The organism is Bacillus sp. FSL H7-0578, assembly GCF_038630855.1.
GTDB classification, from domain to species: domain Bacteria; phylum Bacillota; class Bacilli; order Bacillales; family Bacillaceae; genus Bacillus; species Bacillus safensis.
The window spans coordinates 883,004-896,376 of record NZ_CP152045.1 but is presented as its reverse complement, the minus strand read 5'-3'; the positions used below and the strand labels follow the sequence as shown (position 1 = coordinate 896,376).

14 protein-coding genes are annotated in these 13,373 nt (G+C 40.5%); 3 read left to right on the top strand and 11 right to left on the bottom strand.

Annotated elements, in window-relative coordinates; translation table 11 throughout:
* The first annotated feature begins 140 nt into the window (after positions 1–140).
* Positions 141–539 (top strand): hypothetical protein, encoded by a 399-nt coding sequence (locus tag MHB41_RS04530; RefSeq protein ID WP_024426613.1) that lies wholly within the window; start codon positions 141–143, stop codon positions 537–539.
* 34 nt (positions 540–573) lie between these two features.
* On the opposite strand, the gene MHB41_RS04525 is transcribed toward MHB41_RS04530, so the two are convergent.
* Positions 574–954: a hypothetical protein gene (locus MHB41_RS04525; RefSeq protein ID WP_046310343.1), complete on the bottom strand. Its 381-nt coding sequence runs from the start codon at positions 952–954 to the stop codon at positions 574–576.
* Between the two features lie 97 nt (positions 955–1,051).
* On the opposite strand from MHB41_RS04525, the gene MHB41_RS04520 reads away from it, so the two are divergent.
* Complete coding sequence (locus tag MHB41_RS04520) at positions 1,052–2,143, top strand: diguanylate cyclase (RefSeq protein ID WP_065214165.1); 1,092 nt, start codon at positions 1,052–1,054, stop codon at positions 2,141–2,143.
* Between the two features lie 211 nt (positions 2,144–2,354).
* Positions 2,355–2,555, top strand: a complete 201-nt coding sequence (gene cspB, locus MHB41_RS04515; protein WP_008349061.1) for a cold shock-like protein CspB — start codon at positions 2,355–2,357, stop codon at positions 2,553–2,555.
* A 113-nt stretch (positions 2,556–2,668) separates the two neighbouring features.
* Here the strand turns inward: cspB and MHB41_RS04510 are convergent, their stop codons facing one another.
* The 10 genes from MHB41_RS04510 to queG form a co-directional block, all read right to left on the bottom strand.
* Positions 2,669–3,028 carry a hypothetical protein gene (locus MHB41_RS04510; RefSeq protein ID WP_034282297.1) on the bottom strand — a complete coding sequence of 120 codons (360 nt, stop codon included), beginning with the start codon at positions 3,026–3,028 and terminating at the stop codon, positions 2,669–2,671.
* Positions 3,029–3,041: 13 nt separating this feature from the next.
* Positions 3,042–3,566 carry a flavodoxin family protein gene (locus MHB41_RS04505; protein WP_024425322.1) on the bottom strand — a complete coding sequence of 175 codons (525 nt, stop codon included), beginning with the start codon at positions 3,564–3,566 and terminating at the stop codon, positions 3,042–3,044.
* 17 nt (positions 3,567–3,583) lie between these two features.
* Positions 3,584–5,203 (bottom strand): DHA2 family efflux MFS transporter permease subunit, encoded by a 1,620-nt coding sequence (locus MHB41_RS04500; RefSeq protein ID WP_034282298.1) that lies wholly within the window; start codon positions 5,201–5,203, stop codon positions 3,584–3,586.
* A 39-nt stretch (positions 5,204–5,242) separates the two neighbouring features.
* Entirely contained in the window at positions 5,243–5,875 is a 633-nt protein-coding gene (locus MHB41_RS04495; protein WP_024425324.1) for an HlyD family efflux transporter periplasmic adaptor subunit, read from the bottom strand.
* A gap of 365 nt (positions 5,876–6,240) precedes the next feature.
* Positions 6,241–7,404, bottom strand: a complete 1,164-nt coding sequence (yhbH, locus tag MHB41_RS04490) for a sporulation protein YhbH (RefSeq protein ID WP_034282299.1) — start codon at positions 7,402–7,404, stop codon at positions 6,241–6,243.
* 139 nt (positions 7,405–7,543) lie between these two features.
* Complete coding sequence (locus tag MHB41_RS04485) at positions 7,544–9,439, bottom strand: PrkA family serine protein kinase (protein ID WP_024425326.1); 1,896 nt, start codon at positions 9,437–9,439, stop codon at positions 7,544–7,546.
* 375 nt (positions 9,440–9,814) lie between these two features.
* Positions 9,815–10,522, bottom strand: a complete 708-nt coding sequence (locus tag MHB41_RS04480; protein ID WP_340892254.1) for a YrpD family protein — start codon at positions 10,520–10,522, stop codon at positions 9,815–9,817.
* A 173-nt stretch (positions 10,523–10,695) separates the two neighbouring features.
* Positions 10,696–11,169: a tRNA (uridine(34)/cytosine(34)/5-carboxymethylaminomethyluridine(34)-2'-O)-methyltransferase TrmL gene (gene trmL, locus MHB41_RS04475; protein ID WP_034282301.1), complete on the bottom strand. Its 474-nt coding sequence runs from the start codon at positions 11,167–11,169 to the stop codon at positions 10,696–10,698.
* 43 nt (positions 11,170–11,212) lie between these two features.
* Entirely contained in the window at positions 11,213–12,115 is a 903-nt protein-coding gene (locus MHB41_RS04470; RefSeq protein WP_024427418.1) for an amidase domain-containing protein, read from the bottom strand.
* Between the two features lie 61 nt (positions 12,116–12,176).
* On the bottom strand, positions 12,177–13,325 hold the full coding sequence (queG, locus tag MHB41_RS04465; RefSeq protein WP_024427417.1) for a tRNA epoxyqueuosine(34) reductase QueG: 1,149 nt from the start codon (positions 13,323–13,325) through the stop codon (positions 12,177–12,179).
* Positions 13,326–13,373: the final 48 nt, after the last annotated feature.

The window sequence follows — 13,373 nt, the reverse complement described above, 5'->3', positions numbered from 1 at the left end:
TCCTTTTGCTCATAGGTTTTTCATCCAGCCGGCTTTTTATGCACATATCCTCTCTTTCCGCAAAATGAATTCATAATTCAGCTGTGATTGGTCATCCTAAACTTGATGAAAGATCATCACGATCAAATGGAGGGATTCGTTTGTTTAAAAAAAGAAAAGGTATGAGCACTGGCGCAATGATCGCAGTATCAACAGCTATCATTGCATTATTCTCCCCGGTTTTACGAAGAAGACTGAAAAGCATGACACAAATGAATATGTCTTCAATGATGAAAGGCGCAAACCATCAGCACCAAGATTCATCTCGTCATGAGTCCCGCTCACATAAGGAATCAAAAGGAACAGGTGAAGTTGGCCAAATGATCAAGCAGGCATTCACAGCTGTCCAGCCAAATCAAACGAACCAGCACCAATCACCATCAAGAACTCATCAGCCAAGAGAATCTTATGCGCAATCTCTTCACATTGATGAAAGTGTGATGAATGTGATGGATGATGAATCGATCCAGCAAGTCATCAATGACATCGAGCACAAATAATAAAACAGGAGCCTTCATAAAAAGAGGCTCCTGTTTATTCTCCTGAAAAATGTTCTTTGACCATAAGACAAAAGGAAGGTAGAAATGTGATTTCGATTGTTGTGATGAAGTCGTCATGATGCTCTAATATCAGCAACAGCTCCTTTTCTTCCTTCCGATCTTTTTTAATCTCTACATGCTGGACTGTTTTAAAATCATATATTCCAAAAACGGATTCGGTCTTTTTTCGAACGACCTTTAAGGTAAACTCCTGCATAGCAAGCGACATGTTCACAACAAATCGCTCCTCCTGATTCTCGAACCGAAACGTCAAATCTTGATATTCAACCGGCATTTCTTTTTCAAATCCGGCATCTGGCATTTTTTCAAAAAAAGAAAGCCAGTCCGTTTGATCTGGAAAGCGTTTTCCCCGCATTTTCTTCAATTCCTCATCATTAAAATTTTTATTAATTATCCTTTTTCCCCTTTTCTTTTGCAACAAATTTTAGTAATTTTAAAAAGGTGATTCTATTTTGCTAAGAGACCTCTTTATTAATTTAACAATTCTTGTCACTTTCCATTATTTATTTATGCTTGTGTTTAAAGAGAATTTTCTGAAGAAAGAAGATACCTTGCTCAGACAAATATGCAAAGGCATGCTTTCTGGGTTACTCGGTGTACTTTTAATGTTCTTCTCTATTAAAACAGGACCAGCGATCATCGATTTAAGACATATTCCCCTTATTTTAACAGCCTTTTATGGAGGCATCGCCCAAACAATGATTGCAGCTTTTATTGTGATCATTGGCCGATTATTAATTGAAGCCAACATCGCTTCTTCCATCAATATTTTTTCCATGATGTTTATCGCAGCCTCTTCTTTTTTGATTGCAGAGCGTCATATGAATCATGTTGTGAAAATGCTGTTATCCATTACGATTGGTAATGTGGTTGCCACAAGCCTGTTCATCTTGATCGTGCATGAGACATCATTTCAGCTGCATTCTACATATTGGATTTTCTCATATATTGCTGGATTGTTTAACTTTTATGTCATTGAACATCAAACAAAAGCATATCAGCTGTTAAATTTATATAAATTCCAAGCTCATTATGACTTTTTAACAGGTGTTTTAAATAAACGGAAGTTCGATGAGGTATTAAGAGAAGCTTTTACTAAGAAGTTGAAGCAGCCTATCCATCAAATGTCCCTTATTTACCTAGACATCGATTACTTCAAAACCATCAATGATCAATATGGGCATCATGAGGGAGATATTGTTTTAAAAGAAATCGGTACAAGGCTGATTAAAAACACAAGAAGCTCTGATTATATTGGTCGGATTGGCGGTGAAGAATTCGCTGTCCTTCTACCAAATTGTACAATTGAAAAAACATGGCAGATTGCAGAACGCTTACGAAAAAAAATAGCCGATCAGCCGATTTATTTAAAAAATGGTATGTCCATTCACACTACGGTATCAATTGGATGTGCTTATTCTCATGGAACGAGTGCAGACATCAAGCAATTACCAATTATAGCTGACCAGGAGCTCTATAAAGCGAAGGAGTCTGGCCGAAATCAAGTGAGCTTTTCAGAGAGAAAAAAAGACCATTTAACATAGGCATTTTCCTCAATTTGTTAGCACTAATTATTTTTAAAAAAGTTTTCGTATAACAGTTGTTTTTTCCCGCAAACACTGGTAAAGTAAAGGTAATTATTTTTGTTCGTATCATCTTTAAGAAGAAAGTTTTGAAAGAGTTTTCGTCTTTGAAGTTTGTGTAAGAGCAAGAATAGTGAATTTAAGCGTTAAGATCGCTTTAGGAGGAAATTTCATGTTAGAAGGTAAAGTAAAATGGTTCAACTCTGAAAAAGGTTTCGGATTCATCGAAGTAGAAGGTCAAGACGATGTATTCGTTCACTTCTCTGCTATCCAAGGCGAAGGCTTCAAAACTTTAGAAGAAGGTCAATCAGTTTCTTTCGAAATCGTTGAAGGTAACCGTGGACCACAAGCTGCTAACGTTAACAAAGCGTAATTTAAGAGCATCTGCTCTTTTAGCACTTTATAGAGTGAAGGAAAACCGCTCGGCTTCTGCCGGCGGTTTTTTTGTGCCATAAAAAAAGAGAACCTGTTGAGAGGTTCTCTTTTTTATTTGTCCTTCTGCTTTAGCTTCTGCAAAGCAGAACGATACATATCATCATTCATTTTTGTCTCTGGTTCTTCTTCTTTGACAGGTGGTTCTGGCTGTTTAAACTTTTGAAGCGCCTGTCTATAGAAATCGTCGCCAGACGCAGCATCATCCGTTCGAGAAGGCTCTGACGCTTTTTTTTCAACTTCAGGCTCTACAGGTCTCGCCACAGCTTCTGGCTCGCTATGCGGCACGTCAGGCTGATTGGAGACATCTTCTTTGATCTCTTCCTTATCGGCTGATGCGTGTCTGACATTGAACGCTACTAATCCAATAATGACTAGAACAGCAGCTACTAACGCTACAATAATCGTCGCCAAAAGAACCCTCTCCTTATCGCTTAAATGATGCAGTGACTGATGCTACACGTCTTCCTAGTGCTTTTCCAAGTTCAATGCCTTCAGTCGAAATCAATTCATCTGAATCGATCGGACATGTCACACCAGCTCCATAGTAAGAGCCGTATAAAGCATTCTCTGGAACATTTCCAGGAAGGCCGACAACAAGCATTCCTTGGTGGAACATTGGTGTAATCAAATTATGCATTGTCATTTCTAAACCGCCGTGTGTTGTAGCAGTTGTACAGAAAACAGCACCGACTTTATCGATTAGTTTTCCTTCTGCCCATAAGTAGCCGAGACGGTCAATCCATGTCTTTAACCCAGAACTAATGGTACCAAAGTGACCAGGGCAGCCCCAAATGATCGCATCCATTTGATCGAGTTTGCGAATGTCTGCATCTTTCACGTGATCAATGAATACTTCAGCTTGCTCTGTTTCACCTGCGCCTGCTGCAATCGCTTCTGCAAGTGCTTTTGTATGGTCACCTTCACTATCGTATACAACATAAATTTTCATGTACGGTCCCTCCACACTTATCTTGCATCCTGGTTAGCTTCCTTAGGTGCCGGAAGCAGTGATATTTCTTGTTTCTTATGCTGCTGTTCTTTTCGCTTTTTATCCTTACGAACATCTCGCAGGAACAAGCTGAGAATGACACCAGCGGCACAGAATAATGTCACCCACATGTAAGCATCGTTGATGCCCATCACGTTTGAATCAACCTGTGCTTTTGTAAAGAGCTGGGTAGATACATATTTTTGAGCAGCTTCTGCTGTCATGCCCATATGATGCATCACATTCGATACAGCCGCCTGGAATGAATTCATAAAGAACGGGTCCGCAGTATTTGTTTGATCCGCCATATTGGAATAATGGAATGTCGTCCGATTCGTATAAATCGTTGTGATCAAACTCGTACCAATGGAACCACTAATTTGTCTTAATGTATTAGACATCGCTGTACCATGGCTGTTTAAGTGCTGCGGTAATTGGTTCATCCCTGCTGTCATAACCGGCATCATCAAGAGTGACATACCAAATGCGCGTACTGCATACATGAGCACAATGTGACTATAGGAAGTATCAATGGTCAGCCTCGTAAACTCATACGTCGTGACAACGGTAATGAGCATCCCCACAATGGCAAGCGGACGAGGTCCAAATTTATCAAACAAGATCCCTGAAATCGGGGACATAATGAGCATCGCGAGTGCCCCTGGAAGCATTAATAGCCCAGATTGCAATGCCGTAAACCCAACGAGGTTTTGCAGATAAATCGGAAGTAAGAACATCCCCGTATATAAAGCAACCGTAATAATGATGTTAATGACACTTGATAATGAGAAAATGCTGTATTTAAATACGCGGAAATCAAGCATCGGATTATCAACTTTCAACTGTTGGAAAATAAAGAGAATGATCGCAATCGCACCAATAATAATCGTAGATAAGACGATCGGATCTGTCCAACCATCACTTCCTGCTTCACTCACACCGTATAGAAGGGAAGCAAAACCGACGATTGAAAGAATCGCACCAAGACTGTCCAGCTTGATTTTTTTAGGCTCTACAATATTTTTAAACATAAAGAAAGCCGCGATAATGACAATCGCACCGATTGGCACAAGTCCATAAAACATAATACGCCAAGAATAATGTTCAATAATGTAACCAGATAATGTTGGTCCTACTGCAGGAGCAAACATCATCGCAAGACCAAAAATCCCCATTCCTTTCCCTCTGTTTTCCGGAGGGAAAATAAAAAGGATTGTTGTCATAACGAGCGGCTGTAAGATACCGCCGCCGACAGCCTGAATCAAACGGCCAATAAGCATCGTTGAAAAGTTTGGCGCAATGCCGCAAATAAATGTACCTAGTGTAAACGAGATCATAGCCACTAGGAATAAGCTGCGCTGTCCAAAACGTGTGATTAAAAACGCAGACAACGGAATCAGCACACCGTTGACAAGCATGTAGCCTGTTGTCAGCCACTGAATCGTCGTTGCACTCACATTAAATTCTGTCATTAAATGGGGCATAGCTACGTTCAAAAGCGTTTGGTTTAAAATCGCTACGAACAAACCGGCCATTAAAATGATCAGTAAAGACAAGGAGCCTGTTCCCTGTTTTGTCGTTGCAGGTTGATTTGCCATCTCAGACAACCTCCTTTCATATTTTGATATCAATCATCATTAAGATGAAATTTTGACAGAAGCATTCATACCTGGAAGCACTTTGTCTGATGGATTTTTAATTGAAATTTTCACTGCTACTTTTTGCGTTACTTTTGTATAGTTGCCACTTGAATTAGTTGCTGGCAGCATATTGAATGTTGAGTTTGTCGCATAACCAATTTGTTCAACAGTTCCTTCAAATGTTGTATCAGGATCTCCATCTACAACGATGTCGACTTTGTCGCCTTTTTCAATGTTTTTAATATCTGTTTCCTTAATATTTGCTGTGATGTAAAGCTTGCTTAAATCAATTGTTTCACCAAGAACTGTACCAGGCTGCACTTGTTGATTGTTTTGTACTTCTTTTTTGACTAATGTGCCATCAGCCACTGCTTTAATGTTTGTTTTTGTTTGTCCTTCAACTTTTGCAACTGTGCTGTCTTTTTCCACTTCGTCACCTTCGTTGATATCCCAGCCTTTGATTTGTCCAGCTGCTGGTGCTGTAATTTGATACATGTCACCTGTCACTTTTGCCTCATCTGTTTTGACAAAGTTTGTGCTTTCATAGTAGTAATAAGCACCTCCGGCAATAATGGCAAGAATCACAATAAGGCCAATAATGTTCGTTAGCAATAAACGCCCTCTGTTCATGTTTTGTTTCTCCTTTCATGTATAAAAATATAGTGTCATCTGCTTTAGCAAACTTAGAATGCCCATCATCTGACAGAATATGAAACAAGCTCAACACTCTGTCCTTTTCCCTTCTTCTACTCCCGCCCCTATCATGGTGTGCAGCCCATTTATACTTATTGTTCACTTATGAGCAAAGAGCAGAAAAAGAAGAAAAGACGATCGGCATCTTTTTTGAAAAACTTATATTTAACAAGATTAAATATTAATAAATGAAAATTGAAATGTCAAAGAGAAAGTTTTACTTTTTTTTTTGGCGATCCTTTCCTTCTCCACACAAAAAACCTTTCAGCCCTTATGCTGAAAGGTTTTTTCAAATGTGCTCGTTATGAATGAACTTCTTCCTGCTGAAAAAATTTTTTTAGTGCGAGAAAAACGTCTGATTTTTGCTTCAAAATATAATGCTTAAATTTCTCATCCTGAATGTGTTTATATGCTGACATTAACGTAGAATGCCGGTTATATTGATTGACTTCACCATAGCAGAATAAATTGGCTTTTTTCATGATCTCAGAAACAAGTTTCACACACCGGGCGTTGTCTGAGGTCAAATTGTCACCATCAGAAAAATGAAAAGGATAAATATTATATCGCGACGGCGGGTATCGTTCGTCTATGAGCTCTAGTGCCTTTCGATAGACAGACGAGCAAATGGTCCCCCCGCTCTCACCCCGTGAGAAGAAATGTTCTTCGTCTACCACCTTCGCCTCTGTATGGTGGGCAATAAATTCAATATCGACCGTCTCATACTTTGTCCGTAAGAAACGTGTCATCCAAAAGAAAAAACTTCTCGCCATATATTTTTCCCAAAGCCCCATACTTCCGCTCGTATCCATCATCGCCAAAACGACAGCTTTCGACTCTGGTTTGGTCACTTCATTCCACGTTTTATACTTGATATCCTCTGGGTAAATCGGATAAAAGGAAGGACTGCCTGTCATCGCATTTCGTTTAAATGCCGACAGCATCGTTCGTTTTTTGTGGATATTTCCTGTTAACCCGGTTTTGCGAATATCGTTAAACTCAATTTGTTCAACAATGATGTCGTCAAGCTCCTTTTGCTTGAGGTTTGGCAGCTCCAGTTCACGAAACAGTGCTTCCTCGAGATCCATTAATGAGACTTCTGCTTCGTAATAATCCTCACCAGCTTGATCTCCAGCACCCTGCCCCTTTCCTTGACCCTGCTTGCTGTCTGAGCCGTCACGCGCAACAACATCGCCAACCTCGCTGTCTCCATCGCCTTGACCCACATGTTTATTTTTGTCGTAGTTATACCGAATTTTATATTCATCTAATGAACGGATCGGAATTTTCACAACATCTTTTCCATTCGACATGATGATGCTTTCTTCTGTAACAAGATCCGGCAAATTATTTTTAATCGCCTCTTTGACTTTTTTCTGATGACGCTGCTGGTCGTCATAGCCTTTTCGATGGAGGGACCAGTCTTCCTGAGACACAATAAACTGACTTTTTTCTTGCCGGGACATCCATCCCCCTCCTCACCTATTTGCACAATTCTTCTAGCCATCGATTCCTTTATCCTATGCTGCTCGTCATCCAAGTTGACGATCATTTCTAAAAAAGACATTACCGGTGCTGATGCGCCAATAATGCCTCCTTCATTTATTATCGATTCAGAAGACTGCCTACATATTTTAAAAGTTCATTTGCACTTGTTGAATTATAGCCATGCTCATCAATTAATCTAGCCACTACTTCATTGACCTTCTTCAGCTGCTGTTCATCCGGTGTCTTCGTCGATGTCGTGATTTTCACCACATCTTTTAGATCAGCAAACAGCTTCTTCTGAATGGCCTCCCGCAATCTCTCATGTGAATTATAATCAAAGCGTTTTCCCTTTCTCGCATAAGCCGAGATACGAATCAGAATTTCTTCTCTAAATGCCTTTTTGGCGTTTTCAGAAATACCAATCTGCTCCTCAATTGAACGCATGAGCTTTTCATCAGGATTCATTTCTTCACCCGTTAACGGATCACGCAGCTTGTTTTTATTGCAGTATGCCTCGACATTATCTAAGTAATTATCCATCAGCGTTTTCGCAGACTCCTCATAGGAATACACAAAGGCCTTTTGCACTTCCTTCTTCGCAATATCATCATACTCTTTTCGCGCGACTGAAATGAAATTCAAATAACGCTCCCGATCCTCGCTGGAGATAGACGGATGCTGATCGAGCCCTTCTTTTAAGGAGCGAAGGACATCCAGTGCATTGATCGATTCCATATTCTTTCGAATGATGGTAGATGAAATTCGGTTAATCACATACCGCGGATCAATTCCGCTCATCCCTTCGTCATGAAATTCCTTTTTCATCTCATCAATGTCGACTGATTGGAAGCCTTCGACACTTTCTCCGTCATACAGACGCATTTTTTTCACCAAATCAATATCAGAACGCTTCGGCTCTTTCAGTCTCGTCAAAATGGAGAACATTGCTGCTACCTTCAGCGTATGCGGGGCAATATGCACATCTGAGACATCACTTTCTGAAATCATTTTATGATAAATGCGTTCTTCTTCTGTGACCTTTAAGTTATAAGGAATTGGCATCACAATAATTCTTGAATGGAGCGCCTCGTTCTTTTTATTTGAAATAAACGACCGGTACTCGGTTTCATTCGTATGGGCGACGATCAATTCATCTGCACTAATTAAGGCGAATCTTCCTGCCTTAAAATTTCCTTCCTGCGTTAATGACAGAAGGTGCCAGAGAAATTTCTCATCACACTTTAACATCTCCTGAAACTCCATCATCCCTCGGTTTGCTTTATTGAGTTCTCCATCAAAGCGGTAGGCGCGGGGATCTGACTCTGATCCAAATTCAGCAATGGTTGAAAAATCGATGCTTCCTGTTAAATCGGCAATGTCCTGAGATTTCGGATCAGACGGACTAAAGGTACCAATGCCGGTCCGTTTATCTTCAGAGAAAAAGATCCGCTCGACCCTTACATCCTCAATTCTGCCGCCATATTCCTCTTCTAGTCTCATCATGTTCAGAGGCGACAAATTCCCCTGCACACGAATCCCATATTCTCTATAGAAATCCTCCCGCAGATTTTGCGGAATGAGATGAAGCGGATCTTCATGCATAGGGCAGCCTTTGATCGCATAAACTGCGCCATGATCTGTGAGTGAATATTCTTCAAGTCCTCTTTTCAATCTAGTGACAAGCGTCGATTTCCCCCCGCTTACTGGTCCCATCAGTAATAAAATACGCTTCCTGACATCCAGCCGCTTTGCAGCAGGGTGAAAATATTCCTCCACTAATCTTTCGAGTGATTCCTCTAACCCAAACAGCTCCTGATCAAAAAATTTGTAGGTTCTGACCCCATTCTCCTCTTCAATCCCGCTGTCTTTAATCATATGATAAACGCGAGAATGAGCAGATTGAGCGACAAGTGGATTTTCCTTAATAATGTCTAAATAATCGCTGAATGTGCCTTCCCATTTGAGACGCTGCTCTTCTTCTCTGTGCTGTTCGATTTTCTTTAAAATATCCATATGAACCTCCTCTTTCAAGATTGAAGCTAGAAATCAGATACTGTTTTACAATCTATGCGGAGGCGTCCTATTACATGCTTTCGTTCTTCAAAATGACGAATTGGCAAACTGAATTGACAACCATCCGCAAGACCCTTCATAATAAAGGAAAAATAGGAGAAAAATGATTTTCTTCTCCTGCTTTTCAAGGTGAACTTCACATCATATGAAACAGGCAGCGAACGGAACAAAGGGATAAGGGGGAGCTTATATGAGAACGGTCATTATGATGGGCGTCATCATTACGTTTTTAGTATCCATTTTCACTGCTGGCTACGAAGGCAAGCCTGGTAAATGAAAAAAAGGATGTTCCATTTGCGGAACATCCTTTTTCATTTAGTTCGTTGTTTTCAGCACTTGCATATTCACTGTATTCCCTGACACCTGCACCTTCGTAAAGTCTTGCGTATCGACCACAGGTGTAACGGCACGATTATCCAATGTGATGTCAGTAAAACGAGTAGAGAAATTCGCCTGAATGTCTTTTCGATAAATATCGTCAGTTACTGCTACCGTCGACAGTAGTTTCCACTTGGTCACAGAGCCAATGTTTGAGTTTTGAATTTCTGTAATAATGCGGCCGGTATAACCAACATTATTTGTGCCCCAGAACGTCGCTCTTGTATGCCCATTCAAATTTTTATAAATCGTCATTTGAACAGTACTTCCAGGTTTAAATCCCTTTGTATACGTGAAGTCATCTTTTCCTTCGATATATGTCTCTTGATTATTTGCTCCTACTTTCATCGTAGGTTTCCACACATTATAGGTTGAACTGTATTGAAGACCAATATCCGCTTCCTTTGAACCTGTGAATCCAGAATAAATATAAGCTGTACCATTTGACACACTCATTGTGGAAGGGAGTTGAATTTTTGTGACCAATATGGATCCGTTACTATTGATATAAGTACGCCCGCCAATCCCTTTTGATAACTGCGCTGCTTCTATCTCCTGCGTCTGAGAGAGTCCTGGAATACTGACTGGAAGCGTCCCCATTAAAATTGCTGAGCTAATGGCACTAGTGATCAGTAGCTTTTTCATCTCATTATTCCTCCTAATGGATTCATCATTTTTTGAAAACGTGATCACAATCTATCATACTACCTATTTTTTAACATGTCAAAAAAAGTATAATTAAGTCATATTTTTCATCTTTCTGTTTCTTAACTCACATAAAAAAGCCGAGATCAGTATCTCGGCTTTTAATCATGATCTTATATGAGATCGCGATATTGCTGCTGGCGAAGTGCCTCATATACAAGAATGGCTGCCGTATTCGACAGATTCAAAGAACGAACATGCTCTGTCATCGGTAAACGAAGACAACGGTCCATATTTTGTTCAATCAAATCTTTTGGCAATCCACTTGTCTCTCTTCCAAACACAAAGAAATAGTCTTCATCCAGCTGAGAGTAATCAAATGTTGTATGCGGCTTTTGGCCAAATTTTGTGATATAGAAAAATTGCCCCTTCGGATGTGCCTCAAATAATTCATCAAGTGAATCATGATAGACCACATTGGCATATTTCCAATAATCGAGTCCTGCACGCTTCAGCATTTTGTCATCTGTCGAAAAACCAAGCGGACGAATCAGATGAAGGGTTGTATTTGTTGCTGCACATGTACGCGCAATATTTCCAGTATTAGCTGGAATCTCTGGTTGATATAAAACGACATGAAGTCCCAAAAAAGTTCACCTCTAATTTTCATTTCCGCTCAACATTATACCACTAACTATCCTTCGCGGCATCGTCCAAAATGTGAAAAAACATATATCGAATAGCAGGTGTATAGGCTGTCGAATCCTCGTATGACCAATAACGCATGCGGGAGTCATACGTCTGTGCATTCACAAGAGGCATTCCGCCTTTGTCATGATCAACGACAATGGTTGTATGATTATACCTTCCATCACCTTCAAAATCGTAGCAAATGACATCACCAATTTGAAGCTCGTGGGCTTCTTTGAGTTTCTTTGCTCTCAAACCCGCTTTCGAATTCGCTAAATAATTTTTCATCGAATGAGCCACCGTCCAGCTATAGCTCCACGTATGCGGACGCACCCACCAGCCAGACCCGCGGTTTGGATACCCTCTCGTTGGCGCGTTCCCTGCTTTCAAACATTGTGAAATAAAATTTGTACAGTTATCTTCAAAGTTTTTATAGGCTGGATTCCGTTTATTCCAATATGTCTCCGCATACTTCACGGCTGCCCGCCGGTCATAATGAAAGGCTCTCCCGAATTGTTCTTCGATCTGAAAGCGCTCATCCATATGCTCTTCGCTTTGCCGCTCTTCTAACATCATCCGATCTTTAACAAGCATGTTGTTATAAAGAAACGCTTCTCTTTTTTCCACCTGTTCCTCTAAATAAAAAGAATCGTCTACATCCTTGCATACATATGTGAGATGAGCAAGGTACTGCACATGCTGAGCCCCATCATCTTGAATGGCTGAATCGAGAAGTTTTGTTTTTGCTTTCGCCTTCACAATCTCAACCTGTCTTCTAGCAAAAAGCTCTTTTTTCCGCTCTACTGCTTCCACATCAGACATAAGCTGCGGCTGTTTGATTGCACGGTCATTGATTAAATACGCCAGCCTGTCTTCTAAAGTTTTCTCTAATAATTGTTTCACACAGACACCACCAAACATTTTTTAAAATCTTTGTTTGGTTCATTCTATGTTCACAGGGATGTTATTTAGTATTTAAAGGTGTCTGTAAAAGCTCAATCCCTTTCACAATCTCCTCTTTCGCTTCTTCATCACTTTCCCGCTCAAGGGCCTTTTCCAACTCTGGGAGCTGCTGATCATCGCCAATTTTGCCAATTGCCCAAGCAGCCGTTCCCCGAATGACCGGTCTTGGATCCTTGTGCATCAACTCAATTAACACTGGTAAGGCAGATGTATCTTTAAAATGAGCGAGTGCCAAAATTGCATTCCGCTGAATGGGCTTTTTCCCCCGCCATGAACCTGAAACATGACCGTATTTTTCCTTAAACTCACGATTGCTGATCGTCAGAAGCGGCTTTAACAGCGGCTTCGCAATTTCAGGGTCTGGCTCCATTTCAGGATGCAGATGAAAGTCTTTTCCTTTATTGATCGGGCAGACAGTTTGACATGTATCACACCCGTACAATCGATTCCCTATTTTCGAACGAAATTCGTCAGGTAAAAACCCTTTTGTCTGCGTTAAAAATGAAATGCACCGCTGAGAATTCAGCTGCCCTGGATTCACAAGCGCACCCGTTGGACACGAATCCACACATTTATTACAAGTTCCGCACTGGTCTTCAATTTTCTCATCCGGTTCAAACGGAACATTTGTGATCATTTCAGCCAAATACACATAAGATCCAAACTCTGGCGTGATAATCATACAGTTCTTTGCACTAAAACCAATGCCAGCACGTTCTGCTACAGCACGATCAGATAATTCTCCTGTATCCACCATTGATTTTGTCCGTATATCGACATGTTTGCTTCGCAGAAATTCTTCGAGCATATCAAGCTTTTTTTTCAGCACAACATGATAATCTGTTCCCCATGAAGCCCGGCAAAAAATCCCCCGTCTCGCATCCTTTGTACTTCGAGGAGCATCTTTCATTTTGGAAGGATACGCGAGCGCTATCGCAACAATTGATTTGGCCTTCGGAAGCAGCAAAGAAGGGTTTGTCCTTTTTTCAATATCAGGCTCTTCAAAACCTGACAAATACCCTAACGATTCATGTAAGATAAGGCGGTCCTTTAATGAATCAAATGTGTCGGCACTTGCAAATCGAATTTTATCGACACCAATTTCTTTCGCATATTGAATCAATTCTTCTTTTAATTCTCCAACATGAATCACCTTGCAAACCTCCTTTCTTTGTTTCTTCTGTTGTTTTCAGTATAA

What these genes read in the sequence shown, in the direction of transcription:
- MHB41_RS04505 (WP_024425322.1), bottom strand. Translation starts at nt 3,566, where the DNA reads ATGAAAATTTATGTTGTATACGATAGTGAAGGTGACCATACAAAAGCA.
- yhbH (WP_034282299.1), bottom strand. Translation starts at nt 7,404, where the DNA reads ATGTCCCGGCAAGAAAAAAGTCAGTTTATTGTGTCTCAGGAAGACTGG.
- MHB41_RS04525 (WP_046310343.1), bottom strand. Translation starts at nt 954, where the DNA reads ATGCGGGGAAAACGCTTTCCAGATCAAACGGACTGGCTTTCTTTTTTT.
- MHB41_RS04485 (WP_024425326.1), bottom strand. Translation starts at nt 9,439, where the DNA reads ATGGATATTTTAAAGAAAATCGAACAGCACAGAGAAGAAGAGCAGCGT.
- MHB41_RS04500 (WP_034282298.1), bottom strand. Translation starts at nt 5,203, where the DNA reads ATGGCAAATCAACCTGCAACGACAAAACAGGGAACAGGCTCCTTGTCT.
- MHB41_RS04495 (WP_024425324.1), bottom strand. Translation starts at nt 5,875, where the DNA reads ATGAACAGAGGGCGTTTATTGCTAACGAACATTATTGGCCTTATTGTG.
- MHB41_RS04480 (WP_340892254.1), bottom strand. Translation starts at nt 10,522, where the DNA reads ATGAAAAAGCTACTGATCACTAGTGCCATTAGCTCAGCAATTTTAATG.
- cspB (WP_008349061.1), top strand. Translation starts at nt 2,355, where the DNA reads ATGTTAGAAGGTAAAGTAAAATGGTTCAACTCTGAAAAAGGTTTCGGA.